Source organism: Lentzea sp. NPDC036955 (assembly GCF_055608005.1).
Map to the genome: position 1 here is coordinate 153835 of NZ_JBVJRC010000011.1, position 25235 is coordinate 179069.

Below are 25235 nucleotides of genomic sequence, written 5' to 3' on the forward strand. Positions count from 1 at the left end.
CGACTGGTGAGGGCAGCGTTATGTCCGGGATTCAGCGAATCTCTGCAACAAAACAACAGCACTCTCCTTGGTATAGTTAGTCATGTCGGAAACAGGGGTGACATCCTGGAGCTTCCGGCGGCATCGAAGACCAACTTCCCGACACATAATCAAGGTGGAGCGTCTCATGCAACGCAACTCTGACAGGACCAGCTCGTCAACGGCGCATTCGCACCTCAAGAGCGCCGCGCCTACCAACCACACGCAAAACGTCCAGTACCCACCCTTCAGTGAGCCCGAATACAGCCACTTCCACGACGACTCCGGTGGCATCACACTGATGGCAAGCTGGCCCGTCGGCAATCCCGATACCAGCGGCCGCACCTGCACCACGACTCTCGTCACGAACAGGGACGGGTCATTCCTCACGACTGCGGATGTGCACCACGCGCCGTACAGTCGCGAGGCTCCCGATTCGTTCCCGATCGTCTCACGACACATTGAGGTTTCTGGCGTCTCGCTGGCGATCGTCGAAGCTACGGGTCTGGGCGAAACGAGGCCGGCGGCCGTAGCCGACGTGCGACACGCCGTCACCAGTGGCGACCCGGACGTGCTCGCGTTTTTCGCGCCCGACGCTGTGGCCACCCCCGCTACCGCCGTCGCCGCTCTGTACCTCTGCGACGCGGTGGAGAAGAAGATCCAAACGATCCAGCGGTCCGCTGAGAACTCGACCGGCGCACGGCAGGAGGCACTGCGGGATGCTGGCCTGCTGCTTCGAGACCAGACGACACGAGTCCATCTCGCGCAGGCGCTCGGAGATGTTGAGCACGAGTTCCAGGCGCGGATGGTCTCCGTCGCCAGCGTGCTGTGCCGCCAGGCAGAGCACGCCGACCCGGAAACGGTGGCGGCCTACGCTGCCGCCGCCGAGATGGTTCTCCGGCCGCTACAGCCGGCGACTCCCGCCGAATCCGCGATCGCTGCTGCCCTCACGTTCGTCGACGCGATGGAGCGCGCCGGGCTACACGAGGTGGCCGACGATGCCGCGGTGAGCAGCGTGGACGTGCAGGTAAGGCTGATCCAATCTCTCGACGGTGTCCGCGACTGCATCGGGGAGACGTTCACCGAACTCGCGGCTGCCCTCGACCGCGACATGGACGCCGACGCGCTGAACAACGCCGCCGCGCACCTGAGCACAGCGGGTGAGGACGTTCTCGGCTTGCTCGATGTGCTCGACCCGGACCGCGACGACGCCGCCCATCACTGATCAGCACCGATTCCGTAGCGGCGGGGCATGTCAGTCCTGTGCCCCGCCGTGGCGGAGGGCCGCCTACCCCGCAACCGCGGTGTACGCGGTCGTGCTTCCAGCTGACCGGTAGACGCTCGATATCCGAGCGCATCACACGCCGCCGCATCAGCCGGCTGCCGCATCTAGAACCATCCCCACTCCTCACGAGGTGAAGACGATGACGCACGCCCAAGACCTGGACCTCTTGCTCCACCGCCACCGGCTCGACTTCCTGGAAGCCGCCCACAGCCACGACCCCCACGACTGCCCGTGCGACGGGAATTGCGACCCCGCCACGTGCGAATGCGGCGACGGCCACGACTGCAACGAGATGAAGACCTACGAGGGCGATCAGGACAGGCACCTGACTGAAACCTTCACCGCACTGCGGGAGTTCGTTCGCGGCGTGCAGGCGCTGCTGCTCGCCCAGCACACGCCAGAAGCCCACGACCCTGCCGCGAACTAGCGCCCGCGAACCACACCCGGCCACCACGAGCACCCGAGACCAAGGAGACCAGACGCGCTCGCCTCAAGATCCTGACCTGTCCCACCCCAACGAACGGTGGCGGGCTCCGTTATGCGGCCTGCATGTCCAGGCCACCCGGGCCTGGCCGGAAGGCACTGGTGATCTTTCTTATCCGAAGTGCGCAAGCGACAGCGAAATTAACAGCGTGCCTTAAGGCATAGTTATTCATGTCGGAAACATTTGGACTGACCCCCAGATGGATTCCGGCGACATCGAAGACCAATTGCCAGGAGAACCGCAATGAACATCCCTGACGGCGTCGTGCTCGAACGCTTTCATCCCACCACGTTCGACGCTGGAATTCCCCAGGTTGAGCTGACCTGCTACGACCCGGCGTGCATGGCCGAGCCCGGCGAGGCGTGCGACTCGTTCTGCACCCACGGCGAGCCCGACCCCGCGCCCGACCACAAGGACCTGGTTGCGGTCGACTCGGGTGCGTTCGCCGTGCGCCACTGCCCGCGCTGCCACGGCAGCGGCAAGGACGTCGCGAGCCCAAGGCAGGAGGACTGCCGATGCCGCGTCGACGCGCTGCGCGAGCTGGAGATGCACGCGGGCGCGTTGTACTGCCAGGCCAAGAGCCAGGACGGCGAGCAGGCCACGCGCACGCTCGCCGAGTCCCGCCGCCTCGACGCCGAAGCGCTGGTCATCGCACTGACCGAGTTGGGCGTGACGGCTCGCGTCCACCTCGAATCGGCGCCGAGCTACTGCGTGGCGATCGACACGAAGTTCGGCTCCATCCTCACCGGCCTCGACCACGACGACCACCGCGTCCTGGTCCAGCGCGTGGACGGCACCCAGTGGTCGTTGCGTGCACTCCTCGGCAGCGTCCGCTCGGTCGCGTGGACGCTGCGCGACCGCGTGCCCGAGCTGGCCCGCGACGGCGACCGCCTGGACTGGGTGGTCGCCATCATGCCCACGTTCGCCCCGGACGCCGCGGTCGTCTTCGTCGGCCGCGACTGCCCCACCGGACCGGCATGCCCTGACTGCAGCAATGGCTCCCTCGTCTGCGCTGGCCTACGCACGCACCTGTGGGACGCCCGCAACCAGTACCGCGACCACCCCTTGAGCATTGTTTTCGGCGCGCTCCCGATGCCCGCCGACGCCCCGCGCGGCGGCATCGAGGCCCTCCGTGCGATCGACGTGGCGATCAGGCCTCTCGTGAATCTGATCTGGCGCGAGGACCTGATCATCACCTGATCCCGCCCGGCAGGCGCGGACCGGGCACGCGATCCGGTCCGCGCCTGCCTCGCGCTCCAGAATCACCCAGCAGCAAGGAACAACCTCGCCGACTGAGCGCCCCCTCAAGGAGTCGAGAGCCATGTTCGAACCAACGAAACGACGCGCGGACGAGCACACCGAGACGGGCGATCTGCACGAACAGAACGACGGCGACCGCCCAGCCGAACCGGGGCGGGCGTACTCGTGAGCTTCCACCGCGCGAACACGACATGGCAGTCGCCTGATGGAAGCTGGAACGTCGGCTTCTGGACCGTCCTCGAACCTGACCCCGAGGACAGAAACGAGGACTACGACCACGAGTGAGAGCCGGAGTACGGCAACGACTTCGAGTGGGTGACCACCAATCATCCCGACGAGGACTCGGCGTGGCAGACAGTCCACCAGCACCGTCCCAACCCCGGCGGCTCGTACGTGCGCAGCCTGACCAACAGCTCCGACGCCGAGCGCGCGGAACTGGACGACTTGGCCGCCACGTGCTCGAACCGCATTCCCGGAACTCCTGCGGCCGGTAGATGACCACGCACCGCGCCTGGCCCTGTCAGCAGGGCCAGGCGCGGTGCGTGATGTCACGCTGTGTCCCCGCCGGCGGTGGACCCAGCTTCTCGGCGGTAGCCGGCGACTGGGCTTCGGATGTGCCCTGACCGGCGTTGCGCGCGGGTTGGTTCGAGCTCGACACGCCAGATGGTTTCTTCTTCGACACGGCGGGGGGCTGCTGCTGGTCGATCGGTGCCGCGCGCAGCCGCTCCACTGTCCACCCCTAGTCCCGAGCCCTCTTCTAGGCAGCGCGCCACTGATCGAACCGCCGCGCGATCCCCGCCTTCGCGCCGTCGACGATCTGCTGTGCCTTGAGCTTCGCCGCCGCGGACCGCGTCGGCGTCACCCGTCGCCGCGGCCGCGACCGCCAGGTCACCCCGCGCATCGAACTGAGACTGAAGCGCGTCGGCCGCCCGCCTGTGCCGCTTGCGCTCGTATCTGTCTTTCCCCCATGCCTCGATGGTAGGTCGAACGCCCCGGAGTACGCGGCGAGTCCGCGCATACGCGTGCGCTTCGCACCAGGGTCAACCCAATAAAGAAGGTATAGTCAGTCATGTCGGAATCAGGGGTGACACCCGGGGAGTTCCGGCGACATCGAAGACCAACAAGGAGAAACCTCCGTGGATCAACCACGCCCCGAGAACCCGCTGCCCCACGTCCCGCCGGCCGGGCACCCGCTGCTGGTCGTACCCGGCAACGGGAGGACCAAGGGCGCCGCACTGTGGCGCATCAACGGCCGGACCTGGCTCACCCCCGTCCTGGACTGGGGCCTGATCGCCTGGCCCAGGTCCCACCGGACGACCCCCGCCCTCGCCAGGCCGGAAGCTGTCCGGCTCGCCGTTCCCGGCCTGCTCGACCGGGTGCGGACCGAGGCTGACTTCTCCGCTGCGTTGCGCGCGACCCGAGGCGGTGACGCCTGATGGGCGGCATCAGTTTCGAGGTCCACCAGCAGGTCGCCGACCTGTCCGCCGCATTCGAGGCCGCGCGGCAGCACGCCGCGCACGAAGTCGGCTGGCGCGAGGACAGCGGCACCATCGCGACCAAGGAGACGGCGATGGTCGTGCATGAGGGCACTCTGACCCTTGGCGTTGCAAAGGAGCTGGCCAACCGGCTGCTCGAAGGGTTCGGCGAGCCCTACTGCAACCACTACGGCGTTGTCGCCGCAGCCATCCCGGTCGCCGACGCCGATGGCGGACCGCGAACCGGCTGGCTGTTCTTCGGCATCGCAAACGACTAACCCCACCCCCAAGCCGGGGCCGCGCCGTCGCGCGGTCCCGGCCCTCGCGTCTGAACCTGCTGGCCGTAGAACAGCACCCGAGGCTGGGAACGTCCGCGTAGCCGTGACAGCCGGCATCTCGCTCGAACGGGTCGATCTCGGTGTCAGTCGTCGAGTTCGTCGGTAGCGGCGAGAACCGGCTCGACTTCCTGCATTGTGCGGCAGGGCCACCGCTGGCGCCGTCCGTCGACGCCCACACATTCGGAGCATCGCGGCGGGTCCTCATCGTCGCGGCGGTGGATACGCCGCAGAAGTCGCAGTCCTTTCCGGTTGCGGGTTTCCGCGTCCTCGCGCACGACACGGCGCACGAAGACGCCCTTGCCCTGCCGCGAGACGATCAGTCCGTCATCGCGCAAGACCTGCAACGCCTTCTGCACCGTCATGGGTGCCACGTCGAACATGGAGGCGATGTCGGCGCGGCCCGGCAGCCTGTCCCCCGCTGCGTACCGACCGATTTCGATCGCGTCTCGCAACTGGTCGGCCACCTGCTCGTAGGCAGGACGCGGGTCGTCTGGATTCAACGGCACCTCAGAAGCCTAGCCTGGCTAGCCATCTTCGCGGAGGCCTCCCGAGTCCGCGCTCCGCGCTCGCGTGCGGGTTTCAGCGAGCCAACCACAAGGACTGAAGCAGAAAACGACGGCACCAAATTGAGGTAAATTTATTTATATCGGAGACAGGGGTGACGCCCTGGGAATTCCGGCGACATCGAAGACCCGATTCGGAGGAGAAATCCGCATAATTTACCTGGACTGCTTCAGTGGCGCGGCCAGTTCGACCAGGCTCCCGACGCTGTACGTCTGCGCCTACGGCAAGCAGTCGCGCTACATCCGCTCCTTGGTGGCCGAAATCGACTTGGCGGCCCTGATGAGCCAGGAGCTCAGCGCGAACGACCTCATGAGGCTCGCGGCCATCGTCGACGAAGGCGCGGCCCACGTCGACGACGCCGTGACCATGCTCGCCGAGGCACTGCACCTCGGCCAGGAGCGGCTGTTCGGCCGTCCGCCGCTGTGCCCGGTCGCGCGGGCCTCCAGCGTGCGCGCGACGGGCGCTGCGCTGCACCACATCACCGACACCATCGGCCCGCTTGCCTTCACCGAGTTCAAGGGCGAGGCCCTGCGGGACTACTGATTCCACGGCCACATGCGCGCCAACGCCTTCACCGTCCAGATTCTCATGCTGGCCACTACGGCGGCTGGTCGCCGACCTGCACGGCCGGTGGGCGCGAGAGTCGCACCTCGCGCCCACCGGTGATCACGACAACGGACACCAGGAGAACGACCGCTGTGACGCACACCATCACCCTCGACAACTCCAGCTCCAAGGCGCTCACGCACGCGCTGCGGCAGCTCGACGACACCCTCCGCAACGCGATTGCGCAGACACTTCGCGAGATCGAGAACGAGAGTAACGAGGCGCTCGTCCTCGACACCGTGCGCGAGGTCTTGGCTCGTGACCTGCCTGGCCGCCTCTCAGCAGGCGTGCTGTTCAGCTCGTCTCTGAGCCAGTGCGGCCACTTCTACTACCTCGACATCACCGCCCAGGTGCTCTGTGACGACGGCACGATCGTCGAGGTCGACTTCGACGACCTCGACGACGCGCTCGAAGAGCAAGGCGAGGTGGGCGTCAACACCACGGTCCTGGTTGACCTCCAGCGCGGCACGGTGGTCTTCAGCGATTTCGTGCCCGACCTGCACCGGGAGCTGAACATTCCCATGCCCGCCGCACAGGCGAGCAGCGCGACCCCCTGACCCACCGGAGTGCGATGTGCGGGCTGCTCCGGTCACACAGCAACCCGCGCATGCCTGCTCCACAGCTCCGCACGGCCCCCGGCCGCCACATTTCCCCGGCCACGTCCGCCGGACGCGGACCGGTTCCCCATCCGGTCGGCACCAGGGGTGACGCCCAGGTCCCGGCCACATCGAAGACCGACCCGGAGGACCACCTTGAGCACCACCGACACCATCGATCCCGAACCGATCGAGGTCATGATCGAGCCACAACTGATGCGCTGGGCGCGCTACGTCGTCGGCGATGACGGCGAGTTCGCCGACCGCGGCGTGGCATTCGCCCGCGACGGCGAGCCCGCCGTCATCGAGCTGGCCGGCCCGCAGGACGCCCGCGTGTCCGTCACCTACGACAGCAGCACGGCGCGCACCGCCGCCGCCCGCCTGCTGGGCTACGCCCACCAGCTCGACTCCGACGAGCCGCTGCCCGACTACATCCTCACCACCCTGCTGCCACCCGGCACCCGCACCGCGACCGGCACGACGTGGGACCTCGAAGACGGGCTCGTGCTCCGCTACACCACGCCGTTCGGGTCCTCGCTCACCGCCGAGAACGCCGAGTGGACGCTCACCGCCGAGCAGGCTCAACTGTGGGCGCGGGCGCTGTTGACCCTGGCCGCCGAGCTCGACCACGCGCACGCCGTCGCGGCCCAAGCTGTCGTCGCCCAGCGCACCGGGACGACGCCGACGGAGAACATCCGGCGCTGGGTGACCGACCTCGCGCACGAGCTGACGGCCCAGCAGCGACGGTTCGTCGACCGGCTGCTCGGCGTGCTCGCCGACGAGGAGAGCACCGAGCGCGGCGACACGTTGTTCGCCGCGCTCGACATCGCCCACCGGGGCCTGCCGACGTCGCTGGCGGACCTGCGGCTGCTGTCTCGCGAGACCGTCACGCACCTGGACGCGGCCGGCGTGATCACCGAGCTCGCCGCCCGCTACGCCCTGCCGATGTACCTGTGGACCGCCGCGAGCGGGTACATCCGCGACGAGCTCGATGGCAAGCCGCTGACAGAGCAGGAGTGGCTGCGAGTCGGGCGCACGAGCGAGATGAACGCCTTCGGTTCGATGATCGAGGACGAGCAGAACAACCAAGGCGCGGCACTCGACATCCGCCTCGCGCTCTACCAGGCCGGTGTCCTCTGCCGAGAGTGCGGCACCCGCATCACCGGCGAGATCACCGCCACCCTCGGCCGGTGCAATGAATGCCGGCCGGAGAACTGGGCCAAGGCGCTGGCCGCGGGATGTCCAGGTGCGCCGGACGTAGAGAACTACGAGAGCCACTTCCTCAGCAGCAGCGGGCCGTGCGAACGGTGCGGTGTGCCGCTGCCTGAGGACTACCAACTGCTCCTGGAATCCGAACAGGCCGAGCGCCAGCAGCAGGCAGAGGCCCGCCGAGCCGTGAGGGAGAAGAAGCACCAAGTGCTGCAGGTGGCTCGTCGACTCCTCACCGAGCGCATGGCGCAGGACGCCAGGAGCATGGAGAAGGACGACGACTCGCCCGAGGCGGCCGAGCGCCGTCTCGTGCTGGCACGGGAGACGGTCAGCAGAATCCCCGGCTGGGAGCTGGAAAGCACCTACGCCGGCGTCTTCGCCGAAGCCACGCGGATCATCGAGCAGAGCGACTCGGCCACCGGGACCGACTGCTGACCCACGAGAGTCCGCACGGACAAGGCACTGAAACGGGCCGACACCCATTCCGCGCGGGTGTCGGCCCGCAATTCTGCGCACCTAAAATGAGGTAGAGTAATTTATGTCGGAACCGGGGGTGACGCCTTGGAATCCGGCGATATCGAAGACCAATTCATCCACGGATTCCCGGCGGTCATTGTGCTTATCCTCAATGGCGGCGGCTTGCCGACGTTGGAACGGTGCCGAGAGCAGTACGGCGCCGGTGCGACTCATCTGGGCAGGCTCGCGCGCCCCCGACACATCGGTCGGCTTCGCGACACCCTCGACGCGGGCTTCAAGGTCGCCCTCGACAACGACGCCTTCTGCAAGTGGGACCAGCCCGCGTTCATCCGGCAGATCGGCCACGTCGAGCAGGCCGTCTACGGGCGGATTCTGCGCCCGTACGAGCGCATCGCCCCACTGGCCACGATCCCGGCCGCCTCGTGGGCCGCGATCGGCAAGACGCAGCCGGGGCCGCTGCCCGCCTGGCACCCGAACCTGCTGTGGATGACAGTGCCAGACGTGCCGTTCGACGCTCGCGCCACGCTGCGCCGGTTCGCCGACTGGGCTGGACTCGTGTCCCACCTGCCGCTGGCCTACTGCGTCCAGGACGGAGCCGGGGATGTCGGAATCCCTTGGGACTGGCCCAACCTGACGTGCCTTTTTATGGCTGGAAGTACTGAGTACAAGCTGTCGCAGGAGATGGCCGACATCTGCCGTGAGGGCAAGCGTCGCGGCCTGTTGATCCACGGCGGCCGGATCAACTCCCGCAAGCGGATTCGCTACATGCTCGGCTTGGGATTCGTCGATTCGATCGACGGAACTGGGTTCGACAGGTTCCGTGACACGCACCTCGAATGGGGACTGCGCGAGGTGTCGGCTACCAGCTATCAGCTCGTTCTGTGATCGGTCGCTCGTAGCGCAAAAAGAGTGACATAAATTTAGGTAAATTTCTTTGTGTCGGGTACAGGGGTGACGCCCTGGGGTTCCGGCCACATCGAAGACCAGCAATCCGAGGAGTACATCAGCGTGACCGCGATCGATTCCGCGCGCCCTGATCAGCAACCCGCGCCCCTGACCCGCTGGGTCCACACCGGTATCGAGGCCCCCTACAAGCTCGACGTCCAGGGCTTCAACATGCTGGAGACCAACTGCGGCGCGGCCTACAGCGCCGAGATGATCCACCCCGAGCACGGTGTCGTCGGTCGGATCTTCAACGAGGGCTACGGCGGCCCCACCTCGTTTGACAGCTATGACCGCGAGAAGTTCGGCCACCGCGATCTGGAGGCGTTCGTCGCCCAGTGCCGCCAGGACGGCGAGCCGCTGAACCACGGTCTCGGCGGCGTCGAGACGCTGCTGGACGAGGTGATCGATGAGGGCGAGTACGCCGACTGCGTGGCCGCGATGCGCAAGAAGGGCAGGTTCCTGGTCCGCTCCTACAAGCCGCGCACCGAGGACAACTACGGCTCCCGGCGCGGGCCAGCCCTGGTTTACGCCCGGCCCGTCCTGTACCGGGCCAACCGCGAGAAAATCGCGGCCGCGCTGGCCGAGATGCCTCAGTACCGACTCGCGGCTGAGGCGGCGTTCTGGCAGATGTTCAACGGCCAGGAGTGGGTGCCGCTGCTGGCCGAGTCCGCGCTCACTGCCGAGCAGGCGACCACACGCATCCGTGACCTGGTGCGGCACCTGGAGACCCCCAAAGCGGGCGACGTCGCGAACGGCCACCAGCTCAACAACGGTCTCTACGTCTTCAGCTTGCCGGACATGAGTGTGTTCACGCTGGTCGGCGACACCACATTCCAGATCAACAGCGAACGCTGGTGCCGGTGCAAGCGAGTGGCCAAGGCGGTGCGTTTCGAGCGCTGGAGCGTCCATCACGGCCTGCTCGAATCCGGCACGGTACACGCCGCAGAGCGGTGCCGCCGCCTGGTGACCATCGACTGATCGCCCCGCCGTCCGCCCTCCACCAGGGCGGACAGCCCGCCCCGGCCGGCCCGGAGTGACAACCCGGACCGGCCAAATCGAAGACCAACGCCAGGAGCGATCGTGAACCACAGCACGCAGCCCGCGCCGAACCAGGCTGAACAGGACCGCGAACACCGCTGGTCGCGGAAAGCCGAGTGGGCGCCGCGGGGCGCCAACGGCGGGGAGGTGCTGACTCGGTTCTGTGTGCGAACCGCCTGCGGGGTCACCGAGGTGTCCCACCGCGATGCGCCGAGCCCGTGCGAAGGATTCGACGACGCCGACATCGTGATGACCTACCAGACCGGCGATGCGGGAACCGCGATCGTGGCCATCGGGTCCAGGTTCAACCTGTGGTGGACCGACCACGTCGCCGACGACTGGAGCGAGCGCTTCGAGTCGCTTTCGACCGCCGTCGCCCGGCTGGCCACGCTGATCTACTGCCTCGAAACGGACGGGGAGCGCATGTTCGCCACCTCCGATGCGGCTCAGTTCGCTGTGGCCGCCGTCGAGTTCCTGCACACCAACACCGAGTGAGTGGGAATCGCTGACACGAAGCCACGCCGTACGTCCGCTACCCGTGGCGGACGTACGGCACGGCCTGAGAACACCCTGCGCCAACAGGAACGCACGGGTGTCGCACACCTACAAGATTCCACGACGAGGCAAGGAACGAGCATGTCCACATTGGTGTTCGGGGCAGTCAGCGCGGTGATCGTGACCGTGACGCCGAGCTCCGCTTCGACGACCTTCGCGCGGCACTCGTCCCGCGAACTGACCGAGCTCTACCGCGAGCTGTCCGACGGTGACGAGCGTCGGCAGGTGGCAGACACGATCAACGACCGAAGCCGCGAACTACTGGCGTGGCTGCACGACGAGAACGACTTCCAGCAGCGCCTCACCTGGCCTCGACACTGCCTCACAGAGCAGCACGAGACGTGGCTCGCCCACGTGCGAACCGAAATCGACACCGCGATCTCAGCGCTGGACCTCAAAATGCTTGACGCCGAATAAGGTAAATTAATTTACGTCGGAAACGGGAGTGACACCCCAGTTCCCGGCGACGTCGAAGACCAACAATCCGAGGGAGTACCGCATGTCCCGCAGAGGGCACGACGGCTCGTACATCTGTCCCCACCGTGACATCTCGTGCTGCCCGCAGTGCTTCGCCAAAAACGAGGAACTCGTCAACGTCGGTGGCGTCGCGTTCTGGATCAGCGACCCCGCCGAGCGGGAAGAGACCCGCAAGAGCATGGCCGCCGTGCCTCAGCCGATGGTGCCGGGCACCGAGCACGACCGGGAACGCGTGAGAAACGGCGCCGACGGCTGGTACGCCCACCCGTTCATCGGCGGGTGGCTCCCGTGGCTGCGTCAAGGCAGCCGGGGAACGAGCCTGAGCATCGACCCGTTCGCCACGAGAAGTGAGTGCGAGGAGTTCATCCGCACCCACATCGGACCCGGTGCGGTCCTGCACCTCGACGACTGAACCTGATGTCGCGCCAGGCTTCACGCGCGCGGTCAACGGAGCGTCCTGTCGCCGTCTCGTGACCATCAACTGATCGCCCCGCCGTCCGCCCTTCAACCGAGGGCGGACGGCCCGCCCCGGCCGGCCCGGAGTGACATCCCGAACCGGCCAAATCGAAGACCAGCACCAGGAGAACGCGTATGTCCCTGTACCCCCCGACGATCCGGAACCGTCATCGAGATCCGCCGCTCCCAGTCGAACGCCGTGCACTTCGCCATCGAACGCGGGGTGATCCTCCACTGCGCGATGACGTGGCTCGTCGCCTACTTCCCCGGCGACCCCGAGCGTCCCGCAGACCCGGCCGACCCCGCCTCGATCCGCATCGTGGGCACCGCCGACGTCACCAACGCCGAGCAGATCGCTGGCTACCGCGATCTGGCCGACTGCGACCCGGCGTGGGTTCTGGGCACCTGGAGGCACCTCAGCGAGGCCGGAACCGGCCTGCTCCAGGCACCGCACGTGGTGCACGCATGGGAACTCGCCGCCACGCTCGCCAAGGTCCGTCTCGACTCGGACGTCGCGTCGCTGATCACCCGCGAGCAACTGGAGTTCTGGGCAGGCCGCCCGCTCGACGAGGACGACCTTGACCGGATCGACGACGCGATCCCGAACTCCAGCATCCCGGCCGCGATCGGCGAAATCGTCGCCGGCATGGACAGCGGGGACGTCGAGTAAGCGCCTCACGCTGCTCTTCTCATCGGGCCGACATCCAACTCCACCGGGTGTCGGCCCAGCCGTCCATTCGGCACATCGCCCGGCCCCAGCCACGCGATTCACGCTCGCAAAGCACGGAGGAACACGCGCCCCATGAACATCACGATCAAGTTCGCGCCCGTACCCGACGGCAGCCGGTGGCAAGTCATTGTCGAGAAGGAGACGACCACGCTGTACCGGGTTGTGGTCGACCACGCCGAGCTCGGTGTCGACCACAACCCGGACGACATCACCGAACTGAGCGACGCCATCAGCGCCCGCGCGTTGGAACTGATCGCCCAGGGAGACGCCACGATCCTCGGCGTCGAGGACCCGCCGGCCTCGGTCGCGAGCTGCGAACTGGAGGGCGGCGGATACGCCCAGGAAGCGCTGGAGTACTACACCCAGCGCGTCACCGGACCGACCCCGCGGTAGTCGCCACCGCCGAGCTCGGGCTCTTCCGCGAAAAGTCAGCTACGAAAATTGGGTAAGGTTAGCCATGTCGGAAACGGGGGTGACGCCCTGTGGATTCCGGCGATTTCGAAGACCAATCAACGGAGGAAATTCATGATCGGTCCTGTGGTCGCGGTAGGCGACACCGTGTTCGTCGCCAGCCAGGCTGGTCGCTGGATTGTTGACGGCATCCACCTCGGACGCGGAGATGAAGCCAGTCCGCACCACACGCCGCAGAGCGCGGACCGCTCGTTCGTCACGGTGTGCCAGGTCGAAGGTGGCGGCAACGGCTACCCGTACACCACCGAACTGAGCGGCTGGACCCATGCCACCGTGCTCACCATCCTCGACCCTCGTGCGCTGACCTTCGTTCGCCCCGGCAACGCACTTGCCGATGAATTGACGGCACACGGTTTCGATTACGAAGAAGTGATCAAGCGCTCCGATAACGTGATCGACAACGGCAGGATCACCACCGTGCAGGCAATTCGCGCCGCCGCCGACGCCAAGCTGAAGGCCTGCCTCGCGAGTACGCGGGCCGAGTAGGCCTACGCGGCAGCTTGTCTGAAGGTCGCTCCCGCCACCGACGTCTGATCATCCATCCTCAGCCCGCACGACGGCTCCGACGTCCACGCGGGCATCGGAGCCGTCGGTCCTTGAAGGAGTCAGCCTGGGCATTCCGGCGGATACGCCCAGGAAGCGCTGGAGTACCACATGCGACGCGTCACCGGCACTGCTCCGCCATGACCGCCGCCGCCGATCTCACGCGCTGGCACAAATGCTGATCAATGTTTCTGACCCGCACCACCACACGAGTGAGGTACGACCATGCCCACCGGCAAGGAGATCCAAGAGACCGAGTTGGCCCCTGAGGTTGTGATCCACACGGAGGAAGCGTTCTACGCGTGGGCTGGTGATCGGTACGTGGACGTGTACGTCGACCCGCAGCAGTGGCCCGCCGGGAACACGCCGGCGTACTCGTTCGAGATCGAGCCGACGGCCTACGACCCGGCCATCCTGCCCGGCCTGGTACGCACGCATCTGGCCCTGCGTGCTGCCGCCAAGAGCACGGCATAAGCGCGGCGGGCGCGGTGCGGTCCTGCGCGGCTACGGGCACGTGATTCCCGCGAAGCACAAGCAGCGCCGACCTGGACCGAGCCACCGCGACCGAAAAGCTTCCATCACTAATAGGGTATAGTTAGTCATGTCGAAAACAGGGGTGACGTCCTGGAGATCCGACGACATCGAAGACCGACTACGAGGAGAAATCTGTGACGGAGAACAGCGCGACCGAGCCGATCACCCCGGCGGCCGAGCCGATCACCCCGGCGGCCGAGCCCGAGAAGGACCTGGGCGACCGGTCGATCACCGCGACGTGGAACGTCGGCACGGCCGACAAGGACGGATGGCAGCCGCAGGCCCGCCTGATGGTCAGCCACTGGAAGGAAGCAAAGCGCTACCAGGCCCAGCTGCGCGTCGGACGCGTCAAGAAGGAGGGCGTGTTCAAGAGCGAGATGCTCAACTACGGCGCGCTGGCGCACAAGGTGGTCATCCTCGATCAGGACGCCACCCGGTTCAACCGCAACACGCTGAACAGCCTCTACAACACCGCGCTCGCCCAGCTGCGCAGCCGCTACGAGGACGGCGATGACGCCGTGACGGCCTACTTCGACCCCACGTCGGACAAGCACGACGCCTGATCGTCCATCCCCGCCACACGACGGCCCCGACGTCCGCACGGCGCCGGGGCCGTCTGTCCTCGAAGGAACCAGCCATGCCCAAGACCACCGGCACCAAGGTCACCGTTCCCGCCATCGAGATCGAACTCGACCTGTCCGAGGTGCGCCGGTTCGGCACCGGCGAAGACGGTCGGCTGATCGCGATCGGCTACGTCCACGAACCCGGCTACCCGCGCCTGAGTGGACCGATGCTGCACTTCCAGCTCCCCGACGACAGGATCGTGCTCGCCGTGCCCGACCCCGACGGTTATCGCCTGATCTGGAAGGGCAGCCAGGCGCCCGCGACCGTCGACAAGGGAGCGGAAGAGGTTCTGGACCTGATGTGGGGCCAGGTGAACGAGGCCTTCCAGTCCAGCCTGCTCAAAGCGTTCGGCACCGCAGCCGTCGCGGCTCTCGTGGCCGCGCTCACCACGAGCTGAATCCGGCCCACGTCAGCACTGCCAACGGGCGGTGTCGCCCAGCCCCCACAACCTTCTCGCGGCCCGGCCGCCGAGCCTGACCACGTCCTCACACTCACCCTCACCGGGAGAAGACATGAACCACATTCGCAGCAATGTGTCCGGAAACGTGGTCGGTTCGGTGATCCGCGCCGACCACATCGGAAGCGTTCACATCACCGCCCACCACCACGGACATGTACCTCCCCACGCGTCCTCGGCAGGCGTGGCCGCCAGCGAAACCGTGATCCAGATCGCCGAGCGGACGTTCAACGGGTGGGACGATGTCGCCACCGCCAACGCGAAGAGGAGCGCGGACGATCACGACCCGTCCGCCTCGACAGACGACAGCGAGCACGCGCCGGACGCCGACTCTGACGACCCGCACGCGGAGTGCTGGGGGGTGCACTCCGGTCCCTTTGGCCCCGCCGACTGCGACGGCCGAGAGTTCTGACGGCACCTGCTGGAGGAGGTCGCTCCAGATCGAGGCCCCCGGTTTCCGCCGGGGGCTTTTCCATGCGCACAGCCCCCGGAGCCACCGACTGTCCCGCCTGTCAGGTGGGATCGGCGACCTCTTGCTTCTCGAACTGTGCGCCGCAGCGGAGCACGGCTGCGGGAACTCGTGCAGCTCGAAGCCGAACCAGTGCCCGCGGAGACAACAAGGGCTGCCGCTCCGGGCAGCCCAGTCGCTCAATTCGGAACCTCCTTCGCTCTAGCCGGCGGGCGCCCTCGATCTGACCGTGTTGTTCGAACAGCCTCCGGGAGGAACATTGTCCTGCGGGCCTCTTCACACGCCCATAAGCGCCGACCGAACCAGTGTCATTTTCGCAGCCCCTGCCGACATCGACCACGAAACGACCCGAACACAGAAATACCCCTGAGGGGTATTATCGACCTTGTCGGATCGGTGAAGACTTCCCGAATTCTCTGACGCCTTCGCACATTCCCACTGCTTGGAGAGATCTGTGACGACCACGCACGCCGAACGGACGGTAGAAGCGCTCGCCGACGCTGTCGAGCGGGCACTGCACGACAAGTACACCCTGATCCACCTCGACCAGGGCGATTCGCTCCCTGCGGATGTCGTGGCAGCGCTGGTCAGCGGAGACAACCCTTGGGACACCAAGGGTGGCGAGGCACTCACCAAGTGGGGAGACGAAGCTCAATGCATCAACGCATGCGACGCAGTGGACGAACTGGCTCAGACCATCCTCCGCAACTGGGAGCGGCGGGATGACGTCGACCATGAGGAGATGCTGTTCAACGAATGGCTCCTTAGCGACGCACGTCCGGCCTTGATCGACACGGTGCGAGCGCGTGACGAGTCGGGGTGGTTCGGGGAGCTGATCAGCCGCCACGGCGCCGTGCTGTTGAGGGTGACTATCAAGCAGATGGACGAAGACGCAGGCCTCAGCTTCGCCGTGCTTGAGCCCGAGCAGTTCCTCGACCGAATGGGTTTCAGTCACACAGAGCACAACTTGCATCTCGCCGGTGAGGTGATCGACAACGCGTCGCCGGAGTTCAGCGTGGTGATCGGCCAGGCGCTCATCGGCGTCGATCTGGCGGCGATCGTTCGCCTGCCAGCCGGCGGCACGGTAGAGCTCCGCAACCCGCATGTGTGGCTAGGCAGCCCGTTCGCGGGATTCGGATGGTGCAGCGAGGAGGCGTTTGCAGGAACGCTCACCGTGGACCGCAGCGACCTGAAGACTGACGAGGATGCGTTCGGCTACTCCTGGAACGAGGTAGTCGGTGGTACGTCACCCGACTCCTACAGAGGTGAAATTGTGGCATCTGCGGACGCGCAGTAGGTCAGGTCGTCGCCTCAGCGGCGCTGCCCGGCGGTCGGATTGACCGCCGGGCCGTACTGCTTGCACGCCCCCCAAGAAGACCGGTCAACCATGATCATTTTCAGCTTTCGGCAGAGCAAGATAGGTTAAACCGAAACGGTTTGACCACGACCGCTTCGCGATCTGGCAGACTTCCTTGTAGGCAGCCCCCCACCGCTCGCCACAAGCAGGCGAGCCGGACTCGGGGAGGCAGTGACTATGGCGAGTGCGCGCGGCAAAGACCGATCAGCGAGCTTGTGGCGCTACCGCGACCACTCGCTTCACGGCACCCGAGTCCCGCGTGGCCTGATGAGGTTTTCCGACCATGAGTGGGCGACAATCGTCGCCGCGGCTGCTAGAGCCGGGTGGTCACCAGCAGCATGGGCACAGCAGGTCGCGTTCGCCTACGCGGCCCGACACCAGCAAGGCGTGGCCGTCGGTGACGAATACCTCGACGCGCTGCAAGAGGTCCGGCGGCTGCTGGCCAACATCGGCAGCAACGTCAACGACGTCGCGAGGACCGCCAACACCACAGGCGAACTGCCAAGCGCCGACGCGCTCGCCGAGATGCTCGCGCTACTGCGGGAACGCCTGCAGCTGCTGGACACCTGTGTGGTGATGTTGCGTCCGGGTCTGATGCCGTGATCGCGAAGGTCGTGCACGGATATCGACCGGCCGGGTTGCTCCGCTACCTGTTCGGGCCGGGCCTGCACGAGGAGCACGAGAACCCTCGGGTGGTGGCGTCCTGGGACGAAGCTGCGTGGGCGCATCATCCCGCGAAGATCGGACCTGGGGAGTTTGACTTCGAGCTGACGCCGCTCACCACGACGATGCAGGAGCTTGCGGCTGCGGCCGGGTTGCCTTTGACCAACCCTCCTGCCCTCACCGATAAATGGAGAAAGCACCTGCGGTCCGGTGCGCCGCGTCGCGCTGATGAGCCAGAGTGGCTGACGCACTACAGATACGACTTGCGCAAGCGCGCGGTCGTCCTACGTCCTGGCTACGTGTGGCACTGCCCAGTGAGGCTGCACCCGGACGATCCCGTACTGACCGACGAGCAGTGGCAACTCATCGCCGAGCGGCTGATGGCAGCTGTGGGAATCCACGGCGAGGGATGCCGGTGGATCGCGGTGCGGCATGCGGACGATCACGTGCACCTGATGGCCACGCTGGTGTCCGAGCGAACAGGCAAACGCGTCCATCCATTTCAGGACTTCGTGAAACTGCGTGAGGAGTGCCGCACCATCGAGCGGGAGTTCGGGTTGGTCCGGACCGCCGGCGCGGACAAGACCGCATTGCGTGGTCCCACGAGCCAGGAGAAGGGCAAGGCTGCCCGGCTGGGCGAGCGCGTGGGCTGGTTCCAGCACCGGGAGGGCGTTGTGCTCACGCCGAGAGAGGTGTTGCGCCGGGCGGTGGTACGGCACGCGGCTGTGTGCGGGAATGGCACGGAGTTCTTGGACGCGCTCGCCGGCGAGGGCTTCTCGCCCTTGGTGCGTCATGATGGCCAGGGCCGGGTTCGCGGGTATGCGGTATCGCTGCCTGGTGACAAGACCTCTACAGGGGACCCGGTGCTGTACTCGGGGTCGAAGCTGGGTGCGGACTTGAGTTGGCCGAAGCTGGAGGCGAGGTGGCGTTCGGCAAGCGAGGACGTGGCCGGCGATCTCGGACCAGCAGAGGTTGATCCGGGGTCGCTGGAGGGGCGCCGTGCGGCTTTGCAGGACGCGGCGCGTGGCGTGGGGCTGGCGTTGACGGCGGTACGGAAGGGCGAGGACGCCGAGGACGCCGGTGGGATTGCTCATGCGACAGGTGAGGTGCTAGTCGCGTTCGCCCACGGGCGTGACGGTCGGGTAGCCGGGGATCTGACCGAGCTCAGCGAGGTGTTCGACAGGGCGGCCCGGGTGCCTCATCGTGTCCTTCCGTCGGTGCTGGGTCCGGCGGCGGCGGAGTTGCGGCGGACGGCTCGTCGGATCGGGGCAGTCGGCGTGCTGTCAGGCCGCGGGCGTGAGCGCGAGGCAGCCGCGGCGTTGGTGGTCGCCCTCGCTGCTCTCATCACCGAGATCGCAGCGTGGCAGGAGATGCGCGGCAGGGTGCATCAGGCTGCGGCTGCTCGTGCCGTTGCGCGAGGGCTCGGGGTGCAGGCGGATGCCGGTGTTCGCCGGCCGGCGGGAACGCCAGTACAGCCGGCACCGGGACGTCGTGTTGCGCGGGGTACTGCGGAGACGCAGGAGCGATCGCCCACGGCGGGTTCTCGGGCGCGTTGAGCGTGCGCGACTTCGGCATTCAAGGATCGCGCAGGGCATTCAGCTCCGCGATCACAGCCATCTGGCGCTTCGGCAACAGCGCCTCGGCTCGCCGAGTCGCAGGTCGCTGCGATCCGGGCGAACTTCGGAACTCGGTGGGATCACGTCTCGGAGGGCACGCCGCTCTGTTCGGGAACGACGGCGGGAGGCTGTGCCGGTGGTTGGCGTGTTGGATCAGCCGGGCTCATTCGAGCGACGATGACGGCCGAGCTGGTGGCAGCTCAGCCGTGTTGCTGCCCGCCCGGTCCTTAGGTTTAGGGCCGTGCGAGGCACAGCTGACCCGCCGTCTCGGGCGCGCTGTGTGCGGGCAGCGGAAGGCCCTGGTCGGAGAGGGTGGTCATCAGCGGAGAGGGTGCCGGCGGTGTGCAGCGCCGTGGTGCTGGCCGCGTCGACCTTGGCGGCCGCGGTAGGCCCAGCTTTGTCGCGGTGGGTGGCGCTCGCGCGACGCGCGGCGGATCGGTACGGTAGATGCGTGCCTGAACGCGAGAGCGGTGACGTTCGTACCGAGACCGAGGTCTCGGCGGCGGTGACGTCTGCGTCGCGGACGGAGCCTCAAGAGTCTTTCGCCACGGCACGAGCTCGTGCGATTGCCGGTCTTGACAAGAAGTACGGGGCGCCGCCGGTCAAGGTCATGACTGCCGTGTACGAGCAGTTTTATCCCGCTGTGCGGAATCCGTACGTGGCGTAGCGAGTAGGTTACTTGTTCACAGGTACCGGCTGGGTTCTTGACATCCCTGTGATTGCCGGGTTCGCAAAGAACGACCCTGTCGCGCAGGCGTTCGTGCGCGTAGCGCTCGAACAGAATGCCACACTGCTGCTGCCCGCCACCGCGGTCGCTGCAGCGTATGTCGAGGCTGGGGATGCTGCTGACAACATCGGTGACCTGCACGATCTTCCTGTAGTTGTCCTCGACAAGCTGGATGGCAGCCGTTCGGTCGACGTCGGCTTTCTGCTGGCCCGTGCTCGTGACGTCGAGGAAGCGCGCTCGGACTGGCGCGCAGTGGCGCGAGCGCATATCTGTGTAGTGGCGAGGGCTCGAGAATGGCCGATTGTCACCGGTGACGCCGTCGTTCCCTTCCACGCGTTCGACGACCGCCTTGAGGTCAGGTTGCTGTGGCCGCGCAGGCCTCCGAAGCCGACCTGGCAGTGATCGGAGCGCCGCACGGCGAGTACGCGATTCGGATTGTTCGATTCGATCCTCCGTGACGTGGCGCGCGGATGCCTACGCTGGTCGGGATCGGGTGTCGGGCAGGGGGAACGACACCCTCGACCTGGTCGCGCAGTTGGGCATCAGACGATAGCGATCGGCACGGGACAATGCCGATCCCTCGGTGGCCGCCGGCTGGATCGGTCGAGTCTGCTCCCCCACCTGGCTAGGCGATAACAGGATCTGCGCCCACGCCAGTACGCATCAGGCTGATGCATGGGTGCCGGGACGCTGGAGGCAGCGGGTCCGGGCCCGTTCGACAGCCAGACGTCGGAGGGGACGATGAGCGACGACGCACCTGGACTAGGACTCTCGGCGCAGGACATCCACACGGTGAGCCAATTCCTGATCGCGGTGGCCACAGTGTCCTCACTCGCGCGGCGGCGCATCGAACGTGTCCGCATGGAACGCCTGGCGTTTGCCGACGCCGAGCACGCGGCGCGGATGTACGAGCAGAGTCTTCATCCTCCGCTGCGGCAGATGAACGCCGAGGAACAGCAGGAGTGGCAGCGTCGCGTGCCGCGGGAGCTGGCCGGGCCGCAACGGGGCGAGCCGTTGACTGTGTGGACCGCGTGGATGGCGGACGCGCAGGGTGCTCCTACCGGCGAGTGGGGCGTTGAGGCGCACACCTGGGGCCCGGACGGGGCCGCGACGTCGTCGTTGTGGGTGGTGTGCCGGGACGCCGAGGATGCGATCGGGATGCAGGCGTACCTGCGGAAGTTCGGGACGTCCGAGGATCTAGGGCGCCTGCGGTACCTGGCCGGTGCCGGCGAGGGGCGGTTCGTGGAGTCCCCATCGGTGGCCGTACCAGAGAGGATGCGATCGCGCTCAGCGCCGGTCGCGCGCCCAGTCGACCAGAACATCATCATGCAGTTCGAGGCGGCGTTGCGCGCACTACTGCCTACTTACGCTGAGAGCATCCTGTACCCGAACTCGCTCGGCGATGAGTACGACGCGGCCAGGCACCTGCGGCGTCTCGTGCACAACGAGGTCACGCAGTCGGGCGTGGCTCCGTACACGCTCGCCAAGGCCGTGGCAACCGTTCCGCGCTGGGAGGGCAGATACGGGGTGCGCAATGCGCCGGCACTCGCGATGTGGGCCATCAAACGAGTGCGGGCGTCAGGCGGCTATGAGCGTTTGGCCGAGCAGCCGGTCCGGGCCGGCTCCACTGCTGCCGCAGAGCCAAGCACATCGCAGGGCGCGATCGACAAGCAGACCTCGACATCGACACGCCTGAGTGAAGTCCACACGGTCACCCAGGCCAAGAAGTGGGCCGAGCACCTGGATCCGCGAAGCGCGGAGCATCGCATCGAGGCGAAGCAGGGCTTCGGCGAGTGGGGCCCGCAGGTTGACGCCGTTCTCGCAACGAAGTTCCCCAGTCTCGTGCCGCAGGCTCTCGCCGCGGCGAAGAAGGAGCGGGACAACAAGGCTGCTGTTGTTGTAACAACCGACGGGCACGCCGTCGAAGGCGCCGTGTCCCCAGACCACTCTGTGGCATCCACTGTGGATGTTGCCGCAGTCGGTGCACCCGAGCCGAGCGCGCGCAAGCTGGCTGAGATGGCGGAGTGGGTGGACACCCTGGACACCACGAGAGGCTTGGACAGGTCCATCGCGCGCGGCACGCTCGGCCGTTCGGGCGTCGAGATCGACCGGCGGCTGGCGGCGCACTTCGGTATGGCCGATCACGAGACCGCGACGAAGCACGCCGAGAATGGCGACCCGTTCGCGGCCAGACTCACCGAGCTGTATCCAGACGGACTGCCCGATCCGGCTGCAGAGGCGGAGGCTGCTGCGTGGCGTGGCCGGGCGGAAGGCGACGAACAGCAGGCCGCCGCGCACCACGCCACACCGGACGATCGTCACACACCGGTGCGCGAGGACATCACCGGAGCTGAGCAGGCGGCAACCGATCACGCTGTGGCTGCCGTTCACCGTGGAATCGGCGCCGCCGTCGCAACGCGCCCCGCGGTCCCGCGCCAGACCGTAGCGGCGCGGCCGCCGACCGCTCGGTGAAACGGGCGCGGTCGCCGCGCACTATCACGGATTGATCAGGGGGAAGTCCATGACAGAGACCATCGAGTCGGCGGTCGTGATGCCGGCGCCGGAGGACGGCGCCCGAGATCCCGTGGACGGACGCGCTGCGCCAGACCTGACGGCCACAGCCACGGTGCCGGTATCGCGCGCGGGCGGCGCCGGTGAGTCAGAGGTGCCCGCGGCAGCGGGCACGGAGGCACCGGATGCTGCGTGGGACCTGTTCGGGGACGTCTTCGCCGACCACGTCTCAGGCTTGGTCCGCGATCCGGACAGCGCCGAGCACAGCGCACGGGAGCAGTTGTCCCAGGGACACGGCGTCGACATGGCGGTCGCGTTGCGGGCGATCGCGGCCGAGGCACGTCAGCGTGCCCGCGACGACGGGGTGATCGGATCGGCGCTGCGTGGTCTGGGCATCGAGGTCACGGCCGCGCACCTCGACACAGTCGCTGATCGGATGGCCGCGATCGGCGGATTCGACCTGGTCGAGGTCATCGACCTGGGCGCCGGGACTACGGATGCCGAGACCGCGGGCGATGACGACCTCGTGGCGTCCGCGCGTGCCGATGCCGTCGGCAAGTTCGACCTTCTCGTCACGAACCACTTGATGCCCGCGATCAACCAGGCGCCTCCCCCTCCCGCCCCCGAGCTCGCCGACGAGCGCTTTCCGCTGGACCTGCAGGAGCATCATCTGCGGACCCGCGGGCTGCTCGCGATCACCTGGCGGCAGCAGCTCGACGAGCTACGTCAGACCGATCCCGGCAACGTGCTGCTGAGGGGTGTACTCAGCATGGCCATCCTCCTGGTCGAGCATCACTCGGACCGTGACACCTTCCCCGTCATGCAGTTCGCGCGCACGATCGTGGGCACCGACCCGACTCCGCTGCATACCGCGGCACGGTTGCGGCAACTCTCGGACTTGCTCGATGACCGTTTGCTTGCTCGCGGGGTACAGAGCCAGATGAACACCGCGGCCGGCGGTCCCTCACCTGCAGGGAAGCTGGAGGCGATTGCGCGCGAGATCAACAGGATCGCCAGCACCCCCGTTGAGCTGGCCAGGGCACGTATTACCGGGGTGTTCGTCACCGCGCAGCAGTGGGCTGACCGCGACCGTGGCGGAGCAGCATCCGCTTCGACTGCTGTCTCCCAGGAGACTGCCCAGGCCGCTACCGGAGCCGGTACATCGGCAGCGGCCTCGGACTCGGCCCCCGAAGCCACGAAGGCCTCTGGCACCGACTCGCCCACGGAGACCGCAACTCAGTTCGATCCTGACCTGCCAGTCGAACAGGCGCTGTTGGGCAGCTTGCTCTACGCGCCGACCGCGATCGGGAAGATCGAGAAGATTCTGGGCGCCCGTGACTTTTCCAATCCCGAGATGCGCGTGGTGTACGAGACGCTGCGGGTGTTGAACCGCAGTCGCGGGCTCTACGACGTCGCATCCGTGCCGGCAGAAGCCAAGCGCCTGACCAGGGCGCACGAGAACCACCTCAAACTGTTCGACGCGCTGAACCGATCGGTTGTCCCGCACAGACTGTCCAAGAGGGATATTCAGCGGGTGGTGGCCGAGATCAACGCGGCCGCGCCTGCGGCGAGTGTTCCGTTCCGAGGCGTGTTCGATCCTGCCGCGCAGTCACACCTGGTGCGCATGGTGTGGGAGACAGGGTTTTCGCGGCGGCTGGCGGCGATGGCCGTGCAGATGGATCGCGCAACACCGCTGATCTCCCCAGATCGCCTGATACCAGACCGCTCGGCGCGTTCGGCGCGGAACCTGGCAGCGACCCTGACGACGATCGGCGGACAGCTTGATGCGATGTCGGCGCAGCTGGCTTCCGCGGTGCGGCGGACTGGTGTGGACGCCGAAGGCCGGCGGGCTGCGTCGGCTGTGGTGGATGCGTCGCGGTCGTGGCGGATGCCCGATCCGCTGCGGCCGGTGCTGGCACCGCTGCGTCACCGCGCCGAACGGCACATCCTGCATCTGGCGCTGCATGCCGGGCACATGACGTCGATCCCACAAGCGGTCCTGGATCTGCAGCCTGAGCATTTCGGCAGTGAGCGTCACGCGAACCTGTGGCGGACGATCAAGGACGTGCACAGCAGAGGGGAACCGGTGAACTGGGTCGCGGTGCACTGGGAGACCCGCAACCCGGAGTTCGCGCACCATCCGATGCCCAGTGTGAAGGAGCTCGCGAGCATGGGGGCGCCGCCAGAGGTCAACCCCGATAAGATCCGCCGTTCGCTGGGACTGCTGGTGTCCACGGCGTTGGCGCGTGCCAAGGCAGACGTGCAGAGCGCACTCGTGGCCCTCGCCGACACGTCAAAGGTGCCGACCGAGGCCGGGATCGCACAGGCGAAGGAGCAGGTGCGGAACCTCCGCTCCCATGCGAACACGGCGGCCGGACACCTCGAACAGATCAGCGCGGTGCGTGCGAGTGCGCAGGCACATCCCCCACGGCTTCACCCCGTTGAGCCGCCAACCCGAACCGGAGGGCCCCGAGCATGATCACCCGCGCCGCCATGGACGCGCACATCGCCGCAGGCCGGGCTCAGCGATGGACCCACGAGCTCGGCCCTGGCCGCCTGGTTCCTCAAGCCGTGCTGCTCGACGGCACGTGGTTCACGATCCGCGAGGGAGAGCACGTCTTTCAGGAGGCGTCCGCGGAGCTCGCCGCCGAACTGACGGAGGGACTGGCCGCAGCCACAGCCTTCGACGCGCTCTTCGCGGCCGGCGACGAGGGCGCCGATCAACCCGTTCAGCAGACATGAGGAGGTAC

General features: G+C 67.0%; 29 protein-coding genes. 27 read left to right on the forward strand and 2 right to left on the reverse strand.

Annotated elements, in window-relative coordinates:
• Positions 1–319 precede the first annotated feature (319 nt).
• From ACZ7CF_RS34270 to ACZ7CF_RS34280, 3 genes are all read left to right on the forward strand, one after another.
• Complete coding sequence (locus ACZ7CF_RS34270; protein WP_470371651.1) at positions 320–1243, forward strand: hypothetical protein; 924 nt, start codon at positions 320–322, stop codon at positions 1241–1243.
• A gap of 190 nt (positions 1244–1433) precedes the next feature.
• Entirely contained in the window at positions 1434–1730 is a 297-nt protein-coding gene (locus ACZ7CF_RS34275; RefSeq protein WP_470371652.1) for a hypothetical protein, read from the forward strand.
• Positions 1731–2030: 300 nt separating this feature from the next.
• Positions 2031–2987 carry a hypothetical protein gene (locus ACZ7CF_RS34280; RefSeq protein ID WP_470371653.1) on the forward strand — a complete coding sequence of 319 codons (957 nt, stop codon included), beginning with the start codon at positions 2031–2033 and terminating at the stop codon, positions 2985–2987.
• A gap of 817 nt (positions 2988–3804) precedes the next feature.
• On the opposite strand, the gene ACZ7CF_RS34285 is transcribed toward ACZ7CF_RS34280, so the two are convergent.
• Positions 3805–3948, reverse strand: coding sequence for a hypothetical protein (locus ACZ7CF_RS34285; protein ID WP_470371654.1), 144 nt, complete (start codon positions 3946–3948; stop codon positions 3805–3807).
• Between the two features lie 235 nt (positions 3949–4183).
• On the opposite strand from ACZ7CF_RS34285, the gene ACZ7CF_RS34290 reads away from it, so the two are divergent.
• Complete coding sequence (locus tag ACZ7CF_RS34290; RefSeq protein WP_470371655.1) at positions 4184–4483, forward strand: hypothetical protein; 300 nt, start codon at positions 4184–4186, stop codon at positions 4481–4483.
• A complete protein-coding gene (locus tag ACZ7CF_RS34295) occupies positions 4483–4800 on the forward strand; it encodes a hypothetical protein (RefSeq protein ID WP_470371656.1) in 318 nt (105 codons plus the stop codon). The genes ACZ7CF_RS34290 and ACZ7CF_RS34295 overlap by 1 nt, the downstream gene beginning before the upstream one ends.
• Before the next feature lie 143 nt (positions 4801–4943).
• Here ACZ7CF_RS34295 and ACZ7CF_RS34300 read toward each other — a convergent pair whose 3' ends face one another.
• Positions 4944–5366, reverse strand: coding sequence for a GntR family transcriptional regulator (locus ACZ7CF_RS34300; RefSeq protein WP_470371657.1), 423 nt, complete (start codon positions 5364–5366; stop codon positions 4944–4946).
• 310 nt (positions 5367–5676) lie between these two features.
• On the opposite strand from ACZ7CF_RS34300, the gene ACZ7CF_RS34305 reads away from it, so the two are divergent.
• The 22 genes from ACZ7CF_RS34305 (at position 5677) to ACZ7CF_RS34410 (ending at position 25227) form a co-directional block, all read left to right on the forward strand.
• A complete protein-coding gene (locus ACZ7CF_RS34305; RefSeq protein ID WP_470371658.1) occupies positions 5677–5967 on the forward strand; it encodes a hypothetical protein in 291 nt (96 codons plus the stop codon).
• 155 nt (positions 5968–6122) lie between these two features.
• Positions 6123–6587 carry a hypothetical protein gene (locus tag ACZ7CF_RS34310; RefSeq protein ID WP_470371659.1) on the forward strand — a complete coding sequence of 155 codons (465 nt, stop codon included), beginning with the start codon at positions 6123–6125 and terminating at the stop codon, positions 6585–6587.
• Positions 6588–6782: 195 nt separating this feature from the next.
• Positions 6783–8270 (forward strand): hypothetical protein, encoded by a 1488-nt coding sequence (locus ACZ7CF_RS34315; protein WP_470371660.1) that lies wholly within the window; start codon positions 6783–6785, stop codon positions 8268–8270.
• A gap of 126 nt (positions 8271–8396) precedes the next feature.
• Positions 8397–9197, forward strand: coding sequence for a hypothetical protein (locus ACZ7CF_RS34320; protein ID WP_470371661.1), 801 nt, complete (start codon positions 8397–8399; stop codon positions 9195–9197).
• 66 nt (positions 9198–9263) lie between these two features.
• Positions 9264–10235: a hypothetical protein gene (locus ACZ7CF_RS34325; protein WP_470371662.1), complete on the forward strand. Its 972-nt coding sequence runs from the start codon at positions 9264–9266 to the stop codon at positions 10233–10235.
• Positions 10236–10337: 102 nt separating this feature from the next.
• Complete coding sequence (locus tag ACZ7CF_RS34330) at positions 10338–10790, forward strand: hypothetical protein (RefSeq protein WP_470371663.1); 453 nt, start codon at positions 10338–10340, stop codon at positions 10788–10790.
• Positions 10791–10964: 174 nt separating this feature from the next.
• Entirely contained in the window at positions 10965–11267 is a 303-nt protein-coding gene (locus tag ACZ7CF_RS34335; RefSeq protein ID WP_470371664.1) for a hypothetical protein, read from the forward strand.
• A gap of 82 nt (positions 11268–11349) precedes the next feature.
• Positions 11350–11739 carry a hypothetical protein gene (locus tag ACZ7CF_RS34340; protein WP_470371665.1) on the forward strand — a complete coding sequence of 130 codons (390 nt, stop codon included), beginning with the start codon at positions 11350–11352 and terminating at the stop codon, positions 11737–11739.
• Positions 11740–11982: 243 nt separating this feature from the next.
• On the forward strand, positions 11983–12453 hold the full coding sequence (locus ACZ7CF_RS34345) for a hypothetical protein (protein ID WP_470371666.1): 471 nt from the start codon (positions 11983–11985) through the stop codon (positions 12451–12453).
• 132 nt (positions 12454–12585) lie between these two features.
• Complete coding sequence (locus ACZ7CF_RS34350) at positions 12586–12906, forward strand: hypothetical protein (RefSeq protein ID WP_470371667.1); 321 nt, start codon at positions 12586–12588, stop codon at positions 12904–12906.
• Between the two features lie 132 nt (positions 12907–13038).
• Complete coding sequence (locus ACZ7CF_RS34355; RefSeq protein WP_470371668.1) at positions 13039–13470, forward strand: hypothetical protein; 432 nt, start codon at positions 13039–13041, stop codon at positions 13468–13470.
• Between the two features lie 282 nt (positions 13471–13752).
• Complete coding sequence (locus ACZ7CF_RS34360; protein WP_470371669.1) at positions 13753–14001, forward strand: hypothetical protein; 249 nt, start codon at positions 13753–13755, stop codon at positions 13999–14001.
• A 194-nt stretch (positions 14002–14195) separates the two neighbouring features.
• Complete coding sequence (locus ACZ7CF_RS34365) at positions 14196–14624, forward strand: hypothetical protein (RefSeq protein ID WP_470371670.1); 429 nt, start codon at positions 14196–14198, stop codon at positions 14622–14624.
• A 74-nt stretch (positions 14625–14698) separates the two neighbouring features.
• The gene (locus ACZ7CF_RS34370) at positions 14699–15082 is read left to right on the forward strand and encodes a hypothetical protein (protein ID WP_470371671.1); all 384 of its coding nucleotides are present in this window, start codon (positions 14699–14701) and stop codon (positions 15080–15082) included.
• Positions 15083–15197: 115 nt separating this feature from the next.
• On the forward strand, positions 15198–15554 hold the full coding sequence (locus ACZ7CF_RS34375; RefSeq protein ID WP_470371672.1) for a hypothetical protein: 357 nt from the start codon (positions 15198–15200) through the stop codon (positions 15552–15554).
• A 511-nt stretch (positions 15555–16065) separates the two neighbouring features.
• Positions 16066–16908 (forward strand): nucleoside triphosphate pyrophosphohydrolase family protein, encoded by an 843-nt coding sequence (locus ACZ7CF_RS34380; protein ID WP_470371673.1) that lies wholly within the window; start codon positions 16066–16068, stop codon positions 16906–16908.
• 327 nt (positions 16909–17235) lie between these two features.
• The gene (locus tag ACZ7CF_RS34385) at positions 17236–17571 is read left to right on the forward strand and encodes a MobC domain-containing protein (RefSeq protein WP_470371674.1); all 336 of its coding nucleotides are present in this window, start codon (positions 17236–17238) and stop codon (positions 17569–17571) included.
• A complete protein-coding gene (locus ACZ7CF_RS34390; RefSeq protein ID WP_470371675.1) occupies positions 17568–19187 on the forward strand; it encodes a relaxase/mobilization nuclease domain-containing protein in 1620 nt (539 codons plus the stop codon). Before ACZ7CF_RS34385 ends, ACZ7CF_RS34390 begins: the two co-directional genes overlap by 4 nt.
• 739 nt (positions 19188–19926) lie before the next feature.
• Positions 19927–20376: a hypothetical protein gene (locus ACZ7CF_RS34395; RefSeq protein WP_470371676.1), complete on the forward strand. Its 450-nt coding sequence runs from the start codon at positions 19927–19929 to the stop codon at positions 20374–20376.
• 339 nt (positions 20377–20715) lie between these two features.
• Positions 20716–22446: a hypothetical protein gene (locus tag ACZ7CF_RS34400; protein ID WP_470371677.1), complete on the forward strand. Its 1731-nt coding sequence runs from the start codon at positions 20716–20718 to the stop codon at positions 22444–22446.
• 49 nt (positions 22447–22495) lie between these two features.
• Entirely contained in the window at positions 22496–24964 is a 2469-nt protein-coding gene (locus ACZ7CF_RS34405; protein ID WP_470371678.1) for a DnaB-like helicase N-terminal domain-containing protein, read from the forward strand.
• Positions 24961–25227 carry a hypothetical protein gene (locus ACZ7CF_RS34410; RefSeq protein WP_470371679.1) on the forward strand — a complete coding sequence of 89 codons (267 nt, stop codon included), beginning with the start codon at positions 24961–24963 and terminating at the stop codon, positions 25225–25227. Before ACZ7CF_RS34405 ends, ACZ7CF_RS34410 begins: the two co-directional genes overlap by 4 nt.
• Positions 25228–25235 lie beyond the last annotated feature (8 nt).

Excerpts from the sequence above, each read along its gene's own strand:
- ACZ7CF_RS34400 (WP_470371677.1), top strand. The coding sequence starts at position 20,716 with ATGAGCGACGACGCACCTGGACTAGGACTCTCGGCGCAGGACATCCAC.
- ACZ7CF_RS34385 (WP_470371674.1), top strand. The coding sequence starts at position 17,236 with ATGAGGTTTTCCGACCATGAGTGGGCGACAATCGTCGCCGCGGCTGCT.
- ACZ7CF_RS34340 (WP_470371665.1), top strand. The coding sequence starts at position 11,350 with ATGTCCCGCAGAGGGCACGACGGCTCGTACATCTGTCCCCACCGTGAC.
- ACZ7CF_RS34355 (WP_470371668.1), top strand. The coding sequence starts at position 13,039 with ATGATCGGTCCTGTGGTCGCGGTAGGCGACACCGTGTTCGTCGCCAGC.
- ACZ7CF_RS34405 (WP_470371678.1), top strand. The coding sequence starts at position 22,496 with ATGACAGAGACCATCGAGTCGGCGGTCGTGATGCCGGCGCCGGAGGAC.
- ACZ7CF_RS34410 (WP_470371679.1), top strand. The coding sequence starts at position 24,961 with ATGATCACCCGCGCCGCCATGGACGCGCACATCGCCGCAGGCCGGGCT.
- ACZ7CF_RS34375 (WP_470371672.1), top strand. The coding sequence starts at position 15,198 with ATGAACCACATTCGCAGCAATGTGTCCGGAAACGTGGTCGGTTCGGTG.
- ACZ7CF_RS34370 (WP_470371671.1), top strand. The coding sequence starts at position 14,699 with ATGCCCAAGACCACCGGCACCAAGGTCACCGTTCCCGCCATCGAGATC.
- ACZ7CF_RS34360 (WP_470371669.1), top strand. The coding sequence starts at position 13,753 with ATGCCCACCGGCAAGGAGATCCAAGAGACCGAGTTGGCCCCTGAGGTT.
- ACZ7CF_RS34350 (WP_470371667.1), top strand. The coding sequence starts at position 12,586 with ATGAACATCACGATCAAGTTCGCGCCCGTACCCGACGGCAGCCGGTGG.
- ACZ7CF_RS34270 (WP_470371651.1), top strand. The coding sequence starts at position 320 with ATGGCAAGCTGGCCCGTCGGCAATCCCGATACCAGCGGCCGCACCTGC.
- ACZ7CF_RS34295 (WP_470371656.1), top strand. The coding sequence starts at position 4,483 with ATGGGCGGCATCAGTTTCGAGGTCCACCAGCAGGTCGCCGACCTGTCC.
- ACZ7CF_RS34285 (WP_470371654.1), bottom strand. The coding sequence starts at position 3,948 with ATGCGCGGGGTGACCTGGCGGTCGCGGCCGCGGCGACGGGTGACGCCG.
- ACZ7CF_RS34280 (WP_470371653.1), top strand. The coding sequence starts at position 2,031 with ATGAACATCCCTGACGGCGTCGTGCTCGAACGCTTTCATCCCACCACG.